23 protein-coding genes and 1 pseudogene are annotated in these 17920 nt (G+C 70.1%); 12 read left to right on the forward strand and 12 right to left on the reverse strand.

The features are described from left to right. Positions 1–78 precede the first annotated feature (78 nt). Together A5757_RS22295 and A5757_RS22300 are read left to right on the forward strand one after the other, a co-directional pair. Entirely contained in the window at positions 79–423 is a 345-nt protein-coding gene (locus tag A5757_RS22295; RefSeq protein ID WP_066839032.1) for a multidrug efflux SMR transporter, read from the forward strand. Further along, positions 423–746, forward strand: a complete 324-nt coding sequence (locus A5757_RS22300) for a multidrug efflux SMR transporter (RefSeq protein ID WP_066839183.1) — start codon at positions 423–425, stop codon at positions 744–746. Before A5757_RS22295 ends, A5757_RS22300 begins: the two co-directional genes overlap by 1 nt. On the opposite strand, the gene A5757_RS22305 is transcribed toward A5757_RS22300, so the two are convergent. Further along, entirely contained in the window at positions 715–1914 is a 1200-nt protein-coding gene (locus A5757_RS22305; protein WP_066839035.1) for an MFS transporter, read from the reverse strand. The two genes, A5757_RS22300 and A5757_RS22305, sit on opposite strands and share 32 nt — an antisense overlap. A 36-nt stretch (positions 1915–1950) precedes the next feature. Between A5757_RS22305 and malQ the strand changes: the two genes are divergently transcribed. Further along, positions 1951–4137: a 4-alpha-glucanotransferase gene (gene malQ, locus A5757_RS22310; RefSeq protein ID WP_066839039.1), complete on the forward strand. Its 2187-nt coding sequence runs from the start codon at positions 1951–1953 to the stop codon at positions 4135–4137. Positions 4138–4228: 91 nt separating this feature from the next. Next, positions 4229–4645 carry a hypothetical protein gene (locus tag A5757_RS22315; protein ID WP_066839044.1) on the forward strand — a complete coding sequence of 139 codons (417 nt, stop codon included), beginning with the start codon at positions 4229–4231 and terminating at the stop codon, positions 4643–4645. Positions 4646–4648: 3 nt separating this feature from the next. On the opposite strand, the gene A5757_RS22320 is transcribed toward A5757_RS22315, so the two are convergent. Genes A5757_RS22320 through A5757_RS22330 form a run of 3 tightly spaced genes read right to left on the reverse strand, consistent with a single transcriptional unit; the run spans position 4649 to position 6787 of the window. Next, a complete protein-coding gene (locus A5757_RS22320; protein ID WP_066839052.1) occupies positions 4649–5434 on the reverse strand; it encodes an SDR family oxidoreductase in 786 nt (261 codons plus the stop codon). Positions 5435–5475: 41 nt separating this feature from the next. Beyond that, positions 5476–5910 carry an SRPBCC family protein gene (locus A5757_RS22325; RefSeq protein ID WP_066839055.1) on the reverse strand — a complete coding sequence of 145 codons (435 nt, stop codon included), beginning with the start codon at positions 5908–5910 and terminating at the stop codon, positions 5476–5478. Between the two features lie 31 nt (positions 5911–5941). Then, positions 5942–6787: a lysophospholipid acyltransferase family protein gene (locus tag A5757_RS22330; protein ID WP_066839058.1), complete on the reverse strand. Its 846-nt coding sequence runs from the start codon at positions 6785–6787 to the stop codon at positions 5942–5944. A 69-nt stretch (positions 6788–6856) separates the two neighbouring features. On the opposite strand from A5757_RS22330, the gene A5757_RS22335 reads away from it, so the two are divergent. Continuing rightward, positions 6857–7756 (forward strand): metal-dependent hydrolase, encoded by a 900-nt coding sequence (locus A5757_RS22335; RefSeq protein ID WP_066839061.1) that lies wholly within the window; start codon positions 6857–6859, stop codon positions 7754–7756. Beyond that, positions 7757–8860, forward strand: coding sequence for a PDR/VanB family oxidoreductase (locus A5757_RS22340; protein ID WP_066839064.1), 1104 nt, complete (start codon positions 7757–7759; stop codon positions 8858–8860). Positions 8861–8863: 3 nt separating this feature from the next. Here A5757_RS22340 and A5757_RS22345 read toward each other — a convergent pair whose 3' ends face one another. Next, the gene (locus A5757_RS22345; protein ID WP_066839067.1) at positions 8864–9208 is read right to left on the reverse strand and encodes a hypothetical protein; all 345 of its coding nucleotides are present in this window, start codon (positions 9206–9208) and stop codon (positions 8864–8866) included. Between the two features lie 48 nt (positions 9209–9256). Here A5757_RS22345 and A5757_RS22350 point away from each other — a divergent pair, with 48 nt between their 5' ends. Genes A5757_RS22350 through A5757_RS22360 form a run of 3 tightly spaced genes read left to right on the forward strand, consistent with a single transcriptional unit; the run spans position 9257 to position 12068 of the window. After that, entirely contained in the window at positions 9257–10690 is a 1434-nt protein-coding gene (locus A5757_RS22350; RefSeq protein ID WP_066839186.1) for a serine/threonine-protein kinase, read from the forward strand. Beyond that, on the forward strand, positions 10687–11577 hold the full coding sequence (locus A5757_RS22355; protein WP_066839069.1) for an LLM class F420-dependent oxidoreductase: 891 nt from the start codon (positions 10687–10689) through the stop codon (positions 11575–11577). The genes A5757_RS22350 and A5757_RS22355 overlap by 4 nt, the downstream gene beginning before the upstream one ends. Further along, complete coding sequence (locus A5757_RS22360; RefSeq protein ID WP_066839071.1) at positions 11574–12068, forward strand: nuclear transport factor 2 family protein; 495 nt, start codon at positions 11574–11576, stop codon at positions 12066–12068. The genes A5757_RS22355 and A5757_RS22360 overlap by 4 nt, the downstream gene beginning before the upstream one ends. On the opposite strand, the gene A5757_RS22365 is transcribed toward A5757_RS22360, so the two are convergent. The 3 genes from A5757_RS22365 to A5757_RS22375 are packed head-to-tail and all read right to left on the reverse strand — an operon-like array spanning position 11995 to position 14057. Continuing rightward, positions 11995–12510 (reverse strand): NUDIX domain-containing protein, encoded by a 516-nt coding sequence (locus tag A5757_RS22365; protein WP_066839074.1) that lies wholly within the window; start codon positions 12508–12510, stop codon positions 11995–11997. The genes A5757_RS22360 and A5757_RS22365 overlap by 74 nt on opposite strands. A gap of 9 nt (positions 12511–12519) precedes the next feature. Continuing rightward, complete coding sequence (locus tag A5757_RS22370) at positions 12520–12711, reverse strand: hypothetical protein (protein ID WP_066839077.1); 192 nt, start codon at positions 12709–12711, stop codon at positions 12520–12522. A 32-nt stretch (positions 12712–12743) separates the two neighbouring features. After that, a complete protein-coding gene (locus A5757_RS22375; RefSeq protein WP_066839078.1) occupies positions 12744–14057 on the reverse strand; it encodes an NAD(P)/FAD-dependent oxidoreductase in 1314 nt (437 codons plus the stop codon). A gap of 37 nt (positions 14058–14094) precedes the next feature. Here A5757_RS22375 and A5757_RS22380 point away from each other — a divergent pair, with 37 nt between their 5' ends. Beyond that, a complete protein-coding gene (locus A5757_RS22380; RefSeq protein WP_082929623.1) occupies positions 14095–14799 on the forward strand; it encodes an LmeA family phospholipid-binding protein in 705 nt (234 codons plus the stop codon). Between the two features lie 2 nt (positions 14800–14801). Here the strand turns inward: A5757_RS22380 and A5757_RS22385 are convergent, their stop codons facing one another. Then, the gene (locus A5757_RS22385) at positions 14802–15359 is read right to left on the reverse strand and encodes a type 1 glutamine amidotransferase domain-containing protein (protein WP_066839080.1); all 558 of its coding nucleotides are present in this window, start codon (positions 15357–15359) and stop codon (positions 14802–14804) included. A 213-nt stretch (positions 15360–15572) separates the two neighbouring features. Between A5757_RS22385 and A5757_RS23915 the strand changes: the two are divergent. Then, positions 15573–15827 (forward strand): annotated as a pseudogene (locus tag A5757_RS23915) (alpha/beta hydrolase); the annotation flags it as partial. A 14-nt stretch (positions 15828–15841) separates the two neighbouring features. Here A5757_RS23915 and A5757_RS22395 read toward each other — a convergent pair. The 3 genes from A5757_RS22395 to A5757_RS22405 are packed head-to-tail and all read right to left on the reverse strand — an operon-like array spanning position 15842 to position 17474. After that, complete coding sequence (locus tag A5757_RS22395; protein ID WP_197497423.1) at positions 15842–16405, reverse strand: hypothetical protein; 564 nt, start codon at positions 16403–16405, stop codon at positions 15842–15844. Between the two features lie 58 nt (positions 16406–16463). Then, complete coding sequence (locus tag A5757_RS22400) at positions 16464–16658, reverse strand: hypothetical protein (RefSeq protein ID WP_066839090.1); 195 nt, start codon at positions 16656–16658, stop codon at positions 16464–16466. Between the two features lie 9 nt (positions 16659–16667). Then, positions 16668–17474, reverse strand: coding sequence for a nuclear transport factor 2 family protein (locus tag A5757_RS22405; protein ID WP_066839092.1), 807 nt, complete (start codon positions 17472–17474; stop codon positions 16668–16670). A gap of 67 nt (positions 17475–17541) precedes the next feature. Between A5757_RS22405 and A5757_RS22410 the strand changes: the two genes are divergently transcribed. Then, a complete protein-coding gene (locus tag A5757_RS22410; RefSeq protein ID WP_066839094.1) occupies positions 17542–17919 on the forward strand; it encodes a hypothetical protein in 378 nt (125 codons plus the stop codon). The last annotated feature ends 1 nt before the right edge of the window (position 17920 follow it).

A 17920-nucleotide genomic window follows, 5' to 3' on the forward strand; every position in this document is an offset into this window, starting at 1 on the left:
TGACTCCTTTCTGCGCCTGGCAAACTTCTTCAGGCGCCGACCCATCCAGGCTACTCACGCCTCGGATAGGTTGAGCCCGTGCAGAAGTCAGCGCTCCTTGCAGGAGCGATCGCCAGTGAGGTGGCGGCCACACTGGCGCTACGGGCTTCCCAGGATCACACCGCGTGGCTGGTGCTCGTCGTCACCGGCTATCTCGGCGCCTTCCTGCTGCTGTCGGCCGTGCTGCGGGTCGGGATGGCCGTCGGGGTCGCGTACGGGATCTGGGGCGCCTCCGGCACCGCGGCGACGGCGGTGCTCGCCGCCGTGTTGTTCGGCGACGCGTTCACCTGGCCGATCGCGGCGGGTATCGGCCTGATCGTCGCCGGCGTCCTGCTCGTCGAGGTGGGATCCCATCCCCGCGCCACCGCCGAGGTCCCATCGTGATCTACGTCGTGCTCGGCGGCGCGATCGTGCTGGAGGTCTTCGCCACCTTGTCGCTGCGGGCTTCGGAGGGGCTGCGCCGCAGGCGCTGGATCGTCCCCGTGGTGCTCGGCTACGTGGGGTCGTTCTATCTCTTGTGGCTGACGCTGTCGCTCGGTGCGCCGGTCGGTCTGGTCTACGGCATCTGGACCGCGTGCGGGGTGGCGCTGGTGGCGGTGATCGCCCGGTTCCTCTTCGGCGAACGCCTGACGCCGGTGATGGGCGTGGGGATCGCGCTCATCGTGGCGGGCGTCCTCACGATCGAACTGGTCGGCCTCTCGCACTGAGGGCGCCGGCCAGGATGATGACCACGACGCCCGCGATCGGCACGCTGAGCAGGCCGATGCGCAGGCTGGTGGCATCGGCGACCGCGCCCACCACCGGTGGGGACGCCAGAAAGCCGATGCGCAGCAGCCAGGTGAGCAGCGTCAGACCGGTGCCGGGCCGCAGACCGGGCAACTGATCAGCGCGGTTCATCGCCGCCGGGATCCAGGTGGCCACACCGAGCCCGGCCGCGGCGAAACCCGCCACGGTCCCGGGCACGCTCGGAAACGCCAGGGCGGTCGCCATCCCCGCCGCGACCAGCACCCCGCCCGCGCGCGCGACCGCGGCGTCGCCGAACCGGTCCACCAGCCGGTCTCCGGCCAGCCGGCCCACGAACATCGCCGCGACGAGTGCGACGTATCCGAAGGCGGCGATCGCGGCCGGTGCGCCGATGCCGTCGCGCAGATACAGCGTCGCCCACGAACTCCCGGCATCCTCGACCACCGCCCCCGCCACGGCGATCGCAGCCAGCGCCGCAAGCAGCGCGTACACCCGCGGACCGGCCCGCCCGCCTGCGGCGCGCGCCGCGGCCGGATGGTCGTCGTGGTCGGCGCCGGGCAGCATGAACCGGTAGGCCACCAGCACGACGGCGCTGAACAGCACGGCGGCTGCGCCGAGGTGGACGACGCGCGGCACATGCAGCGCGATCGCCCCCGCACCCATCAGACCGCCGATGACGGCGCCGCCGGCCCACACGGCGTGCACCGAGTTGATGATCGACCGGCCGTAACCGCGCTGCACCCGCAGCGCGTGGGCGTTCTGCGACACGTCGGTGACCGCGTCACAGGCGCCTGCGGCGAACAGCGCGGCGCCCAGCAGCACGGCCGAGGGCGCGAGGGTGGCCACGACGAGGAACACCGCGATGCCGACCGTGCCGCCCACGGCCACCCGCGCCGAGGTGAACCGCCGGATCAGCGCGCCGGCGGTGAGCCCCGCGACGAAGGCACCCGCCGAGAATGCGCCGATGGCCAGCCCGTACACCGAGTTCGACAGCATCAGGTCGCTCTTGATCTCGGGAAACCGCGGCAGCAGGTTGGCGAACAGGGCGCCGTTGGTGAAGAACTGGGCGGCGACGGCGATCCGCGCCCGCCGGTACGACGCGACGGATCCGTCCTGTCCGTCCGGCGCCATAGCCCGCGACCCTACAGACGCGGCAGGATGACGTGCATGGCCACCGACACCACGCCGCTGCCGCCCGAGCTGGTCGAACTCGCCCGCCGGTACGGGGTCGCCACGCACTACGAGGACTGGCGCGGCGCGCAGGTGGCCGCCCCGCAATCGACGCTGGTGGCGGTGCTGGCCGCGCTCGGGGTGCCCGCCGGTGACGACGTCGAGCGGACCGCGGCCCTGGCCGCCGGCGACCGGCGCCACTGGCAGCGGTCACTGCCGGCGACGATCGTCGCGCGCAGCGGATCGACCACGTCGTTCTGGGTGCACGTCACCCACGGCGATCCGGTCGAGGTGTGGGTCCGCATGGAGGACGGGTCGACGCGCGACGGGTTGCGTCAGCTCACCAATGACAAACCGCCGTTCGACCTGGACGGCCGGCTGGTCGGGGAGGCCAGCTTCGAGCTGCCCGCCGATCTGCCGCTCGGGTACCACCGCCTGCACATGCGGTCCCCGGCCGGCGAGACCGACGCGGCGCTGATCGTCTCGCCGGCGCGGTTGACGATGCCGGCCCGGCTGGGACAGCGGCGCAGCTGGGGGTTGGCCACCCAGCTGTACAGCGTGCGCTCCCAGCGGTCGTGGGGTGTGGGCGATCTGACCGATCTCGCCGATCTGGCGGTGTGGTCGGCCACCCGGCACGGCGCCGGGTTCATCCTGGTCAACCCGCTGCACGCGGCGGCCCCGGCCAAGCCGACGGAGCCGTCGCCGTACCTGCCGACGTCGCGCCGCTTCGTCAACCCGCTCTACCTGCGGCCAGAAGCCGTCCCGGAGTTCGCCGACCTGCGCCAGCGCGGTCGGCTGCGGAAGGCCCGCGGTGCGGTCCAGGCCCGGGCCCGGCGTGCCGACCTCATCGACCGGGATGCGGCGTGGCGGGCCAAACGCGCCGCTCTGGAGGCCATCTACCGGGTCGACCGGTCCGCGGGCCGCGAGCTCGGCTACGCCGGATTCCGGCACCGGGAGGGTCGCAGCCTCGACGACTTCGCCGTCTGGTGTGCGCTGGCCGAGAAACACGGCAACGACTGGCACGCCTGGCCCGAGGAGCTGCAGGATCCCGGCAGTAAAGCCGTCGCGGCGTTCGCGGCCCGGCGCGCCGACAAGGTCGACTTCCACCGCTGGCTGCAGTGGCAGCTCGACGACCAGCTGACCCGGGTGCAGGCCACGGCCACCGCGGCGGGGATGGAGCTCGGCGTCATGCACGATCTGGCGGTCGGCGTCGATCCCAACGGCGCCGACGCCTGGGCGATGCAGGACGTGCTCGCGCTCGGGGTCACCGCGGGTGCGCCGCCGGACGAGTTCAACCAGCTCGGCCAGGACTGGTCGCAACCGCCGTGGCGGCCCGACCAGCTCCTCGAGCGTGAATACGAACCGTTCCGGGCGTTGGTCAACGCGGTGCTCCGGCACGCGGGCGGGGTTCGCATCGACCACATCATCGGGTTGTTCCGGCTGTGGTGGATCCCCCGCGGCGCGTCGCCGACCGCGGGCACCTACGTCCGCTACGACCACGAGGCGTTGATCGGCATCGTCGCCCTCGAGGCGCACCGGGCCGGGGCGGTCGTCGTCGGCGAGGATCTGGGCACCGTCGAACCGTGGGTGCGGGACTATCTGCGCGACCGCGGCGTCCTGGGGACGTCGATCCTGTGGTTCGAGGCGGAACCCGGCGGGCAGGAGCGAAGCGACCCGGGGAATCAATCCGGTGGCCCCCTTCCCGCGGAGCGGTGGCGGCAGGACTGCCTGTCCGCGGTCACCACCCACGACCTGCCGCCCACCGCCGGATATCTCGCCGGTGAGCACGTCCGGCTGCGCGACGAACTCGGCCTACTGGCCCGGCCGGCCGCCGAGGAACTCGCCGACGACCGCGCCGCGCAGTCCGCCTGGCTGGCCGAGCTGAAACGCGCGGGGTTGCTGCCCGACATCCCCGACGACGAACTGGACACCGATCACGTGGTGCTCGCGCTGCACCGCTATCTCGGCCGCACCCCGTCGCGGCTGCTGTCGCTGTCACTGGCCGACGCGGTGGGCGAACTGCGAACCCAGAATCAACCCGGGACCAGCGACGAATACCCCAACTGGCGGGTGCCGCTGTGCGGTCCGGACGGCAAGCAGCGGCTGGTCGAGGACATCTTCGACGACGCCCGGGCCGCCGCGCTCGGTGAGGTGATGCACACGCTCGTCGACCCCCTGCGGTGACGCCGGATGTAACACCGGAGGGCTCTGCTCCGGTTTCACAACTGTCACGGCTGCGATATGTTCGCACCGCACCACAACCGACGGAGGCCATGTGAAGAAGCTCGTGATGCTCGGCGCCGGGGTCCTGGCTGCCGGATCCGCAGCGGTGATCAGCTCTGGAGTCGCGTTCTCGCAGCCCGGCGGCAACTACAACGTCGTCGGCGAGCCGTACGTCAAGGCGCTCCAGATCCTTCAGGCCCAGGGCGTCAAGGGCAACTTCGGGGGCTCGTTCGGCAGCGTGCTCCCGCAGGCCCAGTGCCTGGTCGACACCCAGAAACTCACCTCCGGCGGCAAGATGCTGCTCATGCTCGACTGCAGCCAGGCCGCGGCCGACGCCCTCAAGGCGATGCGCCCGTCAGGTGGCCCGACGGTCGGCGCGAACGGCATCACCACCGTCACCCCCACCCCCGTCGTCCCGATCGCCGGCGCCCCCGGCGCCGGCGCCGGCGCGCCGATCCCTCCGGGGTAGCCCTCAGCGGGGTTTGGCGATCAACCGGTTCATCCGGGCCTTGACCGGGTCGGGCAGAACCATGTCGACGGCACCGAGCGCCTTGGACATCGGCGACGCCGCGACCACCCTCCGCTCTCCGCGCATCAACGCCTCGTAGCCGTGCCGGGCCACGTCGGCCGGATCGTCTTTGGGCAGGAACGCCCCCAGCAGGGTGTTACGCATCTTCGCGCGGTCGAAGAACCGGGTGTCGACGGGACCGGGCATCAGCGAGGTGACCGTGACGCCGGTGTCGCGCATCTCGTCGTGCAGCGCCTCGGCGAAATTCTGCACGAAGGACTTCGACGCGTTGTACATGCTCTGATGCGAACCCGGTATCGCCGCGACCGTCGACGACGTGAACAGCACCCGACCTGATCCGCGGTCGACCATGTCGCCCAGGATGAGCCGGGCCAGGTGCACGGTCGAGCGGACGTTGAGGTCGATGATCGACATGTCGTCGTCCAGGTTGCCGTCGACGAACCGGCCCGCCCGCCCGACGCCGGCGTTCAGCGCCGCCGCGTCCAGCGCCCGGCCGCCGGCGGTGGCGGTGCGGTACAGCTCGACGACACCCTCGGCGCTGCGCAGATCCACCTCGACCGGTGCGACCGCGACCGAGTACTCCGAGAGTTGTTGCGCCGCAACGTGAATGTCGGCTTCGTCGGCCGCGATCACCAGGTCGTACCCGTCTCGCGCGAAGGATTTCGCCAGTTCGAGACCGATACCCGACGAGGCACCGGTGATGAGCGCGAGCGGGGTGGAGTCAGCCATGCGGGCCGACTACCCGTGGCGGGGCCGCCCAAACGGTTGGGTCAGCCGTCCACCAGGGTCTTGAGCCGCTTGAGCGTCTCGGACATGTTGCGGCCCACCTGCCGGGCCGCGACCCGGTCGGCGACCAGACCGAGCAGACCGCCGGGCGCCTCGTAGGACAGCCGGAACGTCACCTTCGTGCGGCCGTCGGAGGCCTCCCGTAGCCGGAAGCGCCCCCGCAGCGTGATGCCGGTGATGCCGATCCATGACAGGTCCCGCGGCGGGTCGAACTCGTGGATCTCCACCAGCCCGCCGATCGGTACCGACCCCACCTTCCAGTGCACGGTGAACCGGGATCCGACGCGGACCGGTCCGTCGGTCTCGGTCTCCCAGCGCTCGAGGCTCGCCATGAAATCGGGATACGCATCCGGATTGCTGACCGTCTTCCAGACGGTGTCGGGGTCGGCGTCGAGCACACACCGCCGTTCGAGTCTCATCAGGACTCCTTGTTCTTCGCGCAAGCGCTCATCAGCCCACCACCGGGAAACGTCGTTCGGCGGCCAGCCGGTCCACCCCGTCCTGCAGGCTGGCCACCACGCGGTCGTTGATCGTCCCGTCATCGGCGTCGGCGATCTCGGAGGGGTCGATCGGCTCCTGCACCTCGATGACGATCTTCGTCGGGAGCGGCAGCCGTGGGATGAAATCGCTGACCACCAGACCCCAGGGCGGCGCCAGCAGGATCGGCATGCTCTTGAGCCGCGCGAGCTTGTCCACCATCAACAGCTTGGCCAGCCACTGACCCCGGTCGAGGAACAGCGCGGCCTCCTGACCCCCGACACTGGCCACCGGCACGATCGGCACCCCCGCCTCGCGGGCCAGCTTCACGTACCCCTTGCGACCGCCGAAGTCGACGCGGTGCCGCTCCCACGACGGCCGGAACACCTCGTAGTCGCCACCGGGATACACCAGCAGCGCGGCGCCGGATTTCAGTGCGAGCGTGGCGTTCTCGTGATTGGCCGCGACGGTGCCGAACTTGCGCAGCCAGCCCAGACCGGGCGCGGAGACCACGAGGTTGTGGGCGAGTTGGTAGAACGGCCGCTCGACGCCGAAGTACGAGCAGAACGCCAGCGTGAACACGAACGTATCGGGCGGGAGGTTGCCGCCGCTGTGGTTGCCGACCAGCAGCACCGGACCCTCCTTGGGGATGCGGTCCAGTCCCCGGACGTCGGCCCGGAAGTACAGCGAGGCCAACAGCCACGTGCCCGGTAGCTGCTCCAGGATGTAGTCGGAGTCGCGCTGGTCCAGATCCGCCTTCGGCACCCTGGACGACACCTGGTGCTTCGCCCATTCGAGAACGTCGTTGATCCCGGCCATGGCAGGGCGTATTGCCGCCGGGCCGCCGACCGAAACCCGCGGTCCCACCTACCGTCCTATACTCCGGGCATGGCGCAACTGCGACGTCTCTCCCCGGAGATTGATCCCGGCCCGGTGCAGATCCAGGCCCGTCGAGTGGCCTTCGACGTCGGTGACGTGAACCTTCATTGGATCCCCGGCCACCCCGTCGCGTCGAACGTCGTCAGCCTGCTCAACATCGTGCTGCCGGCGGCCGAACGCTGGTTCGTCGACACGTTCAACGAGGCCCTGCCGCTGGTGCAGGACCCCCAGCTGGCCGACGACATGCGTGGGTTCATCGGCCAGGAGGCCACCCACGCCGACGTCCACGAGCACGTCCTGCGCTCCTACCTCGAAACGCACGGCATCGACCCCGCCCCGGTGCTCGACCAGATCGAGTACGTCTTCACCAGGATGCTCGCACCGAGTACCTCCGACGATCCCGAGCGCCGGCTCAACCACCTATGTGACCGGCTGTGGCTGATCGCCGCCATCGAGCACTACACCGCGGTGATGGGCGACTTCGCGCTCAACTGCACGTGGGACGAGTACGGGGCCGACCCGACGATGGCCGACCTGTTCCGCTGGCACGGCAGCGAGGAGGTGGAGCACCGCAGCGTCGCGCACGACGTGGCGGTCTATTTCCACGACAGCTACCTCGACCGCATCCGCGCGATGTCGGTCGCGGTGGTGATGATCTTCGTGTTCTTTCAGCGGGCGGCGTGGTACCTCGTGAAACACGATCCGAACACCGACATCGGGTGGTGGCGTTTCAACCGGCTGCGGATGCGCGACTCCGCGCTGGGCCTGCTGCCCAGGTATCGGAAGTTGTTCGGTGGCAACACCTTCATGTACTTCCGTCCCGGCTTCACCCCGGAACAGATGGGGTCGACGGCACAGGCCGTGTCCTATTTGGCCGGCTCCCCCGCGGCGCGGGCCGCGCACCTGTAGATGGCGCTGCTGTCGCGGTTCCGGCAGATGCCGCCAAGCGCGTCCGGACGACAGCGCCACGATGTGTCGCTGGGATTCGCCGAGGCCACGCTGTCGGCGCTGTTCGCACTATCCGGGCAGGTCCGCAAGGTCACTCCGCCCGAGGCAAGGGAAACCCTGATCCCCCTGACGGTCACCGATCGCACTGTCGTGGCCCGCGACGAGGACGTGGTTGCGCTGACCCTGGTCGCCGCTGACGGAACGCCATTGCCGCGCTGGTATCCAGGCGCGCACCTCGACGTGCATCTGCCCAGCGGTCTCATCAGGCAGTACTCGCTGTGCGGTGAGCCGGCGGCGCCCGGTTACCGCATCGCGGTACGCCGGATCCCCGGTGGCGGCGGCGGTTCGGTCGAGGTGCACGATGGGCTGCCGGTCGGCGCCACGGTGCGGACCCACGGACCGCGCAACGCCTTTCCGCTCGCCGTGCCCGGCTACGGATCCCCGGGCCGCCGCCTGCGATTCGTGGCAGGCGGCATCGGCATCACGCCGATCCTGCCGATGCTGGCGGTCGCGCAGGCGCGCGGGGTGCGGTGGTCGATGGTCTACACCGGGCGCTCCCGCGACAGTCTGCCGTTCCTCGACGAGATCGCCGGGTTCGGTGACCGGGTGACGGTCCGGACCGACGATACCGACGGCGTGCCGACGCCCCGGGAACTCCTGGGTGACCAGCTCGATGGGACGTGCGTCTACGCGTGCGGTCCGGCGCCTATGTTGACCGTGGTGCGCGACGCGCTGTCGGGCCGCACCGGCGTCGAACTGCACTTCGAGCGGTTCGCCTCGCCCCCGGTCGTCGACGGGTCGCCGTTCACCGTTGCCGTCGCTTCCACCGGCGTCGACATCCCTGTCGGCAGCGACGAAACCCTGCTCGCGGCGCTGCGCCGCGCGGGCGTGGACACCCCGTATTCGTGTCAGCAGGGCTTCTGCGGCACCTGCCGCACTCGGGTGCTCGACGGGGTGGTCGAGCACCGCGACACGCTGCTCACCGAACCGGAACGCGCGGCGGGAATGATGTTGACCTGCGTCTCGCGAGCGGCGGTCGGAGACCGCCTGACGCTGGACCTCTAACCGCTACGCGTGCTCGGCGAACGGCCACCACAGGCCATCACTGCCGCGCACACCGTTCGGGGTGTCCATCGCTGCGGTGATCTCCTCGATCTCCGTGCTGTCCAGCGTCACCGGCGCTATCCGGGCGCCGTCGCCGTCGAGGACGTCGAAGGAGAAGCTGACCGCCAGCGCCGGATGCAGCCAGTGGCTGACGGTGGACTCCGCGCCGTCGGGGCCCGGCTCGCTCGTGGTGAGGAAGAAGCCCTTACCCGCGCCGAACCGGGCGACCACGGCGGCCTGCAGGTGGGCCAGGAAATGGTTGGTGAAGGTGCCGGCCAGCTGTTGGCCGCCCACGTGAACCGTTGCCACCGATCCGCCTTTCTGCTCATGTCGAACGCCGGTCGGTACTATCGCGCCATGCCGTTGGCCGAGGGGGCGACGTTCGCGGGTTACACCGTCGTACGACAGCTGGGTTCGGGCGGCATGGGCGAGGTGTACCTCGTCCAGCATCCGCGTCTCCCCCGGCAGGACGCACTGAAGGTGCTGCCCGCGACCGTATCAGCGGATGCCGCGTACCGAGAGCGGTTCAATCGCGAAGCCGATATCGCGGCCACGTTGTGGCATCCGCACATCGTCGGGGTGCACGACCGCGGCGAGTTCGACGGTCAGCTGTGGATTTCGATGGACTACGTCGACGGCACCGACGCCGCCAGGCAACTGCGGGAGCGCCACCCGCAGGGCATGCCACCGGCCGAGGTGCTCGCCATCGTGCGCGCGGTGGCCGACGCCCTCGATTACGCCCACCAGCGCGACCTGCTGCACCGCGACGTCAAACCCGCCAACATCCTGCTGGGCCGCCCCGAACGGGGTGAGGGCCGGATCGCGTTGGCCGACTTCGGTATCGCCCGGTGGGTCAACGACATCAGTGGTCTCACCGAGACCAACATGACCGTCGGGACGGTGTCCTACGCCGCGCCCGAACAGTTGATGGGCGGCCATCTCGACGGCCGCGCCGACCAGTACGCCCTGGCGGGCACCGCTTTTCATCTGCTCACCGGCAGGCCGCCGTTCACCGACACCAATCCGGCGGTGGTGATCAGCAGACATCTCTCGGCCGCGCCACCCGCGCCGGGCGCCCATCGTGCCGATCTGGCCGGCGCCGACGCGGTGTTCACCCGTGCGTTGGCCAAGAATCCGGCCGACCGATTCCCCAGCTGCGCCGACTTCGCCCGGGCACTGGAGCACCACCTCGGTGGTGACGACACCGAGGGCACCCGGTTGGCGCTGCCCGCGGCCGCGGCCGCCACCCGGAAGCGCGGCCTGATGCGCCCGGCCGTGCTGGTGCCTGCGGTGCTCGCGGTGCTGCTCGTGGTCGCCGTCATCGTCGCGGTCACCGAATTCCAGCGTGCCGACGACGAGACCGCAACGGCGAGAACGCCGGTCACCACCACCACCGCCACGACGCAGACGACCGCTGGGATTCCCGCACCGCCGCCGGTCACCACCGACACCGTCACCGAGACCGAGACCGCCACGGCGACCACCGCACCCCCGTCGGCAGCACCGGCCGCCGACGTGGTCGTCGGCAGCACCTGCACGCCCGTCGGCGCCACCTCGACCACCGCCGACGGGACCACGGCCTACTGCGGGACGCTGCAGTCCACGGGTGCGGCGATCTGGTCGCTGACGCCCGGTGAGATCCCCGACCCGACGGTGACACCGGCGCCTGACGACGAGATCCTTCCGCCGGAGCGGGAGAGCCCGGTGCGCGTGTGCATGCAGCAGACCGAGATGACCCGGCGCGAATGCCGCGAGGCGATCCGCGACGCCGACGGGCTGGCCGCCCCGTGAAGTTCGCCGTCGTCGCCCCGGTCGGCGCCGGCGTCACCGCCGATCCGGTGTGGATGGCGTCCTTCACCCGCCACCTCGAGGCCTGCCACTTCGAATCCCTTGTCGTCGTCGAGCACACCGTGTTGATGACGCGCTATGACAGCGTCTACCCCTACGACGCCTCCGGGCGGGTCGAGCTGTCGGCCGAGACCCCGGTGCCCGACCCGCTGGATCTGTTGGCGTTCCTCGCCGCCCACACCGATCGGCTGGGGCTGGCGACCGGTGTGCTGGTGCTGCCCAACCACCATCCGGTGGTGCTGGCCAAGCGGGTGGCGACGGTGGACGTCCTGTCGGGTGGGCGGGTGCGGCTGGCCGTCGGGACCGGCTGGCTGGCCGAGGAGATCGCGGCCTGCGGAACCGATTTCGCCACCCGCGGTCGGCGCGCCGACGAGCAGCTGCAGGTGCTCCGGGCGCTGTGGGAGCGCCCGCCCGGGGACGGGGTGTCGTGCGGTGTCTCGTTTCACGGCGAGTCCTTCGACTTCGACCACGCGGCCTCGTATCCGAAACCGGTCGGCCGCATCCCGATTCACATCGGCGGCCACAGCCGTGCCGCCGCCCGCCGGGCGGGCCGCTTCGGTGACGGCTTCCAGCCGCTGGGGGTCTCGGGTGCAGAACTCGCCGGCCTCGTCGCCGAGATGCGGGAAGCCGCCGAGCGGGCGGGCCGCGATCCGGATGCGCTGGAACTGTCACTCGGGCACGCGGTCACCAAGATCGACACCGCACGGGCCGAGCGCCTCGGTGAGCTCGGCGCGGATCGCGCGGTCCTGGCCATGCCGCCGATGACCGACATCGGCGAGGCCACCGACGCGCTCTCGGCCTGCGCACAGCGGCTGGGTCTGATCACGTGAGCATCCCGCCGGGCGATCGGCTGGCGCTGACCGACCTCGTGCACCTCTACGCCGCCGCAGTCGATGATCGCCGATTCGGCGATGTGACACAGCTTTTCACCGAGACCGCAGAACTGCGGCTGCCCGATCCGCCCCGCGCGCTCGACGCGGTTCGCGTCCTGCAGGGCCACGCCGGCGTCCGCGCGGCGATGGGGGCGCTGTCGGATGTCACGCGCACCGAGCACGCGATCGTCGGCGAGGTGTACGCCGCAACGGGTGACCCGGCCTATGCCCTCGGCCGCATCACCTGCATCGCCCACCACTGGACGGTCACCGGCGGAGCGGCCACCGATCTGGTGTGGCATCTGCGCTACGACGACGAATACCGGCGCCTGCCGTCGGGGTGGCGGATCCACGGTCGCGCTCTGACGGTCAACGCTATCGAGACGCGTCCGACCCGCCGTGTACGACAACACCTTCCGAGAGACCGGCCAGGGCGGGAAGCGCCATGAGGTCGTCGAGCAACGGGCGCTGACCCTTCAGCAGTTTGATCCGCGCCACCGCAACGGGCAGCCACGCGGTCCGGTCCAACTCCGGGTACTCGCGCACCACGCCCGAACCCTTCGGCCATTCCAGCGTGAACGTGTTGCTGACGGTGCCGTCGAGGTCGAGTTCCCCGCACACGGCGAATACCGTCACCACCTTTCCACCGGACTGCCGCACCGGGGGCAGTGGATCCGCGTGCCCGGCCGGAAGCGGTTTACCGAGTTCCTCGGCGAATTCGCGTTGCGCCGCCACCCAGGGGTCCTCGTCGTCGGCGTACTCGCCCTTGGGGATCGACCAGGCGCCCTCATCCTTCCTGGCCCAGAACGGTCCGCCCGGATGTCCGATCAGGACCTCCACGACGCCGTCGCTGATCCGGTACAGCAGCACTCCGGCGCTGAGTTTCGGCACCCCCGCAGGCTAGTACGAGCGGTCGCCCTCGCTGTCGTCGACGAAGTCCCACCGGTCGCCCTCGACCTGGACCTCCATCCGCCAGCCCAACTCGGCACCGGGGACCTGGTCGACGAACCAGGCGTGCGCGTCGTCGGCGCTCTCGATGTCCGTGGTCTCGACGACGTCGCCCTTGGGATTCAACACGCGGTAGGTAGCCATGCTCTACAAGTTCCCCATCCGCCGGCGGCTAATCAGTCCGGTTTCGGCATGGGGATGCCCTCGCTGGCCGAGAACTGCGCGTCGTCGGCCGAGGACAGTCCGATCGACACGACCGACCGGGCGAAGAACACATCGGTCAGATAGGCCAGCGACACCGCCCAACGGTTGACCAGTCGCGGGATGGCGTAGAGGTGGTAGGCCCGCGTCACGGCCTTGGCCGGGAAACCGGCCAGCTGAACGCCCAGCGGATTGGCCACCGCATTGCGGGGCCCGAGGTCCACGACCAGGCCCATGTTGCGATGTTTGTAGAGCTTCTTGGTGCCGTAACCCAGACTCGCGGCGACGTTGCGCGCCAACACCTTTCCCTGTCGGGTGGCGTGCTGGGCGGTGGGCGGGGTGATGGCGCCGGGGTCGGTGAGGTCGGGTACTGCGGCGGCGTCCCCACCGGCGAAGACGTCCGGGTGTCCGGGCAGTTGCAGATCTGCGTCCACCTTCAGCCGGCCGCGCTCGGTCGGCAGGCCCAACTGCTCGATCAGGGGTGCGCCGGTCACCCCGGTCACCCAGGCCACGGTGCGGGTGTCGATCCGCGAATCGTCGGTCAGCACGACGTGGTCGGGGTGGACCTCCTTGAGCGTGACGCCCAATCGGACGTCGACGCCGCGGGCGCGCAGCACTCCCTGGGCGGCGTCGCCGAGCTTCTCCCCCACTTCCGGCATCACCTGTTCGGCGAGGTCGAGCAGGACGAATCGCACGGCCGCCGGGTCGAAGCCCATCTGCTTGCCCGCGGCGTCGGCGAGCGCCCGCAGTTGCAGCGCGAGCTCCGTGCCCGAATAGGACGCGCCGACCACGACGATCGTGCGCCGCGCCGCGATCAGCGCCGGGTCGGCGTCGATCTTGGCCAGTTCGAGCTGTTCGAGCACGTGGTCGCGCAGGTACAGCGCCTCGGCGGTGGATTTGAGCCCCCTGGCGTGTTCGGCGAGGCCCGGCACGTCGAACAGCTTGGTCACCGATCCGGGGGTCAGCACGAGGCGGTCCCAGGACCGGGTGTGGGTGCGGTCCTCGGGATCGACGAATGTCAGCGTCTTGGCCTCGAAGTCGACGCTGTCGACGCGACCGCGGATCGCGTCCACCCCGCGCAGGGAGTTCGCCAGCGGAATGGTCACGAAGCGGGCGTCCACCAGGCCGCCGGCCACGTCGGGCAGCAGCGGGGTGTAGAGCATGTAGTCGACCGGGGAGATGATCGTGATGTCGACGGTGTCGCCGCCCTGGCGGCGCAGCCTGCGGGCCAGGTGGCGCGCACATTCGAAACCGGTGAAACCGCTGCCCACAATCACCACAGACGTCATCGGCCCCAGCTTACGCAGCAGATGCCATGCTGGTGGGGTGACGCGTCCCGGTCCGCAGCATCGCTGGGAGTTGCTCGGCGTGCTGCGCACGCTGTTCGTCACGCTGCCGCGGCTGGTGGTCAGCCGCCGGGTGACGCTGCAACTCGACGACGGCGAATTGCGCGCCACCGTCACCGCATTCGACCCCCGCCCGGATCTGCGCAAGATGCCGGGGGGTCGGTTCGGCGACGTGCGGATCACCGCCCGCGACATCGAGTGGAACGACAGCAGATTCGAGCGCGCCGATGTGGTGTTCCGCGATCTGCAGCTGCGTCCGACCACCGCTCCGGCGCTGTCCGCGGCGCCCGTCGAGGCCACCGTGCATGTGCACGCCGACGCGTTGCTCGAGGTGTTCCGTTGGGCTGCACCGCGATTGGCCGGCGAGGTGGGCGCCGATGCGGTGGCGCGGCTGCGGTGGGCCCGCCGCCCCGGGCTCGGCGACCTGGAGGTCGACGCGCGCCTCGACGGGGCCACGCTGTGCCTGCACCCGCGTGCGGTCACGATGGGCCGCCGACGCTGGGAGCTGCCGGCGCGCACGCCGGCCTACCGCGTGCCGCTTCCGGAATTGCCGAGCGGTCTGGAGCTGACCCGTATCGAATTCGCCCCGGATGTGGTGGCGGTGACCGCGACGCTGCCGTCGTGGCAGCTCGCGATGCCGCGCACCCGGATCGAACAGTTTCTGTCGCAGCTCAGATTTCGCTGATCTCAGGTGTGTGCGGGCGTGGTGGCGAACTGATCGGTGATCGCCTGGCAGAACGCCGGCAGGTCCTTTGGGGACCGGCTGGTGATCAGGTTGCCGTCGATGCACACCTGCTGGTCGACGACGGTGGCGCCGGCGTTGCGCAGATCGGTGCGGATACTTGGATACGACGTCACCGTTCGGTCCCGGACGACGTCGGCCTCGACGAGCGTCCACGGCCCGTGGCAGATCGCGGCTACCGGTTTACCCGACTGCACGAAGTCGCGGACGAACGCCACCGCGGCCTCCTCGAGGCGCAGTTTGTCCGGGTTCACGGTGCCGCCCGGCAGCACGAGACCGTCGTACTCGTCGACGGTGGCGTCGGAGACCTTGCGGTCCACGGGGATCTCACCCGCGGGTTCGAGGTCGTGGTTCATGGCCTGGATCTTGCCGTCGGAGACGGACAGCACGTCGACCGTGCCGCCGGCCTCCTCGATCACCGTGCGTGGCTGCTCGAGTTCGATCTTCTCGACCCCGTCGGCCGCCAGCACGGCGACCCTGCGGCCCTGCAGTTCGTTCGGCATGCGAATGCTCTCCTCTCACCCTTACAAAGACGTCCACCCCTTGGCTACCCGCGCACTGGCCGCCGAACCCCTCACCGTCCGTAGGATTCGCCACGTGATCCCCGCCGCCCTGAGATCTGTTCCCGCCGGCTCGGTCGACGTCATCACACCCGTCACGATCGACGGTCTGAGCTATGTCGCTGCAGATGACCCGGCGTTGCCGATGAACGGGATCATCCCTGGGTCAGCCCCATCGAGGGCGATCTGACCGGTTATCCCCTCACCGTCATCGCCGCAGGCAGTCACGATCCGATCGTCGATTCGGCCCGGGCGTTCGCCGAGCGCATTCGTGCCGCGGGCGGTGTCGTCGTCGACTACTTCCCGGCGGGCATGCCGCACGGGTTCTATTTCTTTCCCGGTGTGCATCCGGAGGAGAACGTCGCGTACGAGATCGTGGCCGAGGCCCTCACCGGCCCCTTCGCCCGATAGCGCGACCGGACCGGTTACAGCCCGTTCCAACTCTCGTCGATCATGTCGCCGACCGGGATCACCTTGGCCTGCTGCGATTCCGGGCTGTCGATCTCGCCGGCGACGTGCATGGCGATGAAGCGTTTGATCTCGGAGTCGATGTTGCCGATGATGCGCACCACCTCGGCGCGCAGCGTCTTGGAGGTGACGTGGATCGAGATGTCGCTGGGCCGTGGCTTCTTGACGTCGAGGATCAGCAGCAGCGGTTCGGCCGCCAGCGCGGAGGCTCGCAGCGAGATCTCGCCGAACACCACGAACCGCGGCTTGTCGATGCGCAGGTCGACGACCATGTCGATCTCGAGCGGAATCCGGATCGAGAAGGTGATCATCTCGCCGACATGGCGTTTCACGCGCGGCGTCTGCACCTTCACGTGGGCAGTCACCTTCGCCAGACCGCCGGGTCCCTGGCCCATCGGCCCCATCTCGAAGGCGTCACCGGCGATCTGCCCAATGGCCTCGCCGACGCGCTCCTCGGTCACGGCGACCTCGAAGAACCTCCGGCCGAAGTCCTCGTAGGTCATGTACTGGTGATCAGGCATGGTCGTCATACCGTCTCACGCCGGCGCGGTCGCACGGCGCAACCTCACCGCAACCCGGTCAGTTACCGCCCTGCTGGGCGCGGGCTTCCGCGCCGGTCTGCTCATCGTCCATGGCGTCGTCGGAGAAGGTGCGGCCCACGTAGGTGCCGTCCTCCCCGTCGTCGCCCTCCTTACCGGCGCGCGACGAGGCGACCTTGCTGTCCTCCTGGACATCCGCTTCGCTCTTGTTCTCTTCATCGCTGGGGCTGCTCATCCGGACGTACTACCCGGCGGCGGACTCGTCGAACCACCGGATCCTGGTGATCGCGAAGGGGTTCTTCTCGACGTCGGCGATGAGGACGGCGGCTCCAGCCGCGGACTGAAGGCCAGCGACGACGTGCCGCCCGGCGACGATCACCTTGTGCCACTCGGCGTCGGCCAGCCGGCCGAGGAGCTCGGCGCCGGACATCGGCTGGATCTCACCGCGGGTGATCCGCGCGCCCCGGGCCAGCCGGCGGCGCACCGCCACCTCGTCCCCGTCGCGGGCGTCGGTGAGGAACCGGGTGAACTCCCGACGTCCTGACCTGCCGGCACCGCGGAAGCCGGCGAGGAATCCGCCGGTACCCGTCACGCCCTGATTGCGCAGCAGCGCCGTCGTCAGGGCGGCGCCCACCGGGAGGGCGGCAGGCCCGGCCCGCAGGAACTGGCCGACCATCAGCGGCAGCTCCCAGAAGGCCTGCAGCCGGGTGATCTTGACTTCGGTGCCGGCCTGGGCGAGGTCGTACCGAAGCACGGCGGGAATCCGCATCGTCACCGCACCGGACATTCGCACCTCGAGCTCCAGGTCGCGGATGACGGTGTCGTCGGCCACCAGATCGGCTCGGGGGTGGAACGTGATGTCCCGGGGCGCGATGAAGGTCGCGTAGAAGCGGTCGATCTCGGCCGGGCCGCGGTGCGGCCGGGACCCGACCGGGTCCTCGATCTGCGCGTCGAGGGTGTAGAGGCCCACCCAGCCGGCCCGGTCCTTCGCGGCCACCAGCTCCGGCGAACGGTCGACGGCGGCGAGCAGTTCGGCACGTGTGAAGCTCATAGGTCAGCCATTATCCCCGTGGGCAGTTCGTCAGGGCGATCACCCGCACGATGAGTACCGTGGATGTATGAGCAACAACGGACCTTTCGGCTTTGACCCGGAGGACCTCGACCGGGTGGCGCGCGAAGCACTCGAGGGGGTCGGCCGGCTCTTCGCGACGTCGGGCGAACGGGCGGGCTGGGGTGCGCTGATCGATGAGATCGGCCGCCTCTCCCGGCCCCGCACCGAACCGGAGACGACCGGGGAGACCGGCGACGGCGTGTGGACGATCTACACCGTCGACGACGACGGCGGCGCGCACATCGAGCAGGTGTATCCGACCGAACTCGACGCGTTGCGCGCGAACAAGAACAACACCGACCCGAAGCGCAGGGTGCGCTTCCTGCCGTACGGCATCGCGGTCAGCGTGCTCGACGCCGCCACACCGCCGGGCACCGACGAGTAGC

The organism is Mycobacterium sp. 852013-51886_SCH5428379, assembly GCF_001665575.1.
In the GTDB taxonomy this organism is placed as follows: domain Bacteria; phylum Actinomycetota; class Actinomycetes; order Mycobacteriales; family Mycobacteriaceae; genus Mycobacterium.

Excerpts from the sequence above, each read along its gene's own strand:
- A5757_RS22305 (WP_066839035.1), bottom strand. The coding sequence starts at position 1,914 with ATGGCGCCGGACGGACAGGACGGATCCGTCGCGTCGTACCGGCGGGCG.
- malQ (WP_066839039.1), top strand. The coding sequence starts at position 1,951 with ATGGCCACCGACACCACGCCGCTGCCGCCCGAGCTGGTCGAACTCGCC.
- A5757_RS22320 (WP_066839052.1), bottom strand. The coding sequence starts at position 5,434 with ATGGCTGACTCCACCCCGCTCGCGCTCATCACCGGTGCCTCGTCGGGT.
- A5757_RS22325 (WP_066839055.1), bottom strand. The coding sequence starts at position 5,910 with ATGAGACTCGAACGGCGGTGTGTGCTCGACGCCGACCCCGACACCGTC.
- A5757_RS22330 (WP_066839058.1), bottom strand. The coding sequence starts at position 6,787 with ATGGCCGGGATCAACGACGTTCTCGAATGGGCGAAGCACCAGGTGTCG.
- A5757_RS22335 (WP_066839061.1), top strand. The coding sequence starts at position 6,857 with ATGGCGCAACTGCGACGTCTCTCCCCGGAGATTGATCCCGGCCCGGTG.
- A5757_RS22340 (WP_066839064.1), top strand. The coding sequence starts at position 7,757 with ATGGCGCTGCTGTCGCGGTTCCGGCAGATGCCGCCAAGCGCGTCCGGA.
- A5757_RS22350 (WP_066839186.1), top strand. The coding sequence starts at position 9,257 with ATGCCGTTGGCCGAGGGGGCGACGTTCGCGGGTTACACCGTCGTACGA.
- A5757_RS22370 (WP_066839077.1), bottom strand. The coding sequence starts at position 12,711 with ATGGCTACCTACCGCGTGTTGAATCCCAAGGGCGACGTCGTCGAGACC.
- A5757_RS22375 (WP_066839078.1), bottom strand. The coding sequence starts at position 14,057 with ATGACGTCTGTGGTGATTGTGGGCAGCGGTTTCACCGGTTTCGAATGT.
- A5757_RS22385 (WP_066839080.1), bottom strand. The coding sequence starts at position 15,359 with ATGCCGAACGAACTGCAGGGCCGCAGGGTCGCCGTGCTGGCGGCCGAC.
- A5757_RS22395 (WP_197497423.1), bottom strand. The coding sequence starts at position 16,405 with ATGCCTGATCACCAGTACATGACCTACGAGGACTTCGGCCGGAGGTTC.
- A5757_RS22400 (WP_066839090.1), bottom strand. The coding sequence starts at position 16,658 with ATGAGCAGCCCCAGCGATGAAGAGAACAAGAGCGAAGCGGATGTCCAG.
- A5757_RS22405 (WP_066839092.1), bottom strand. The coding sequence starts at position 17,474 with ATGAGCTTCACACGTGCCGAACTGCTCGCCGCCGTCGACCGTTCGCCG.
- A5757_RS22410 (WP_066839094.1), top strand. The coding sequence starts at position 17,542 with ATGAGCAACAACGGACCTTTCGGCTTTGACCCGGAGGACCTCGACCGG.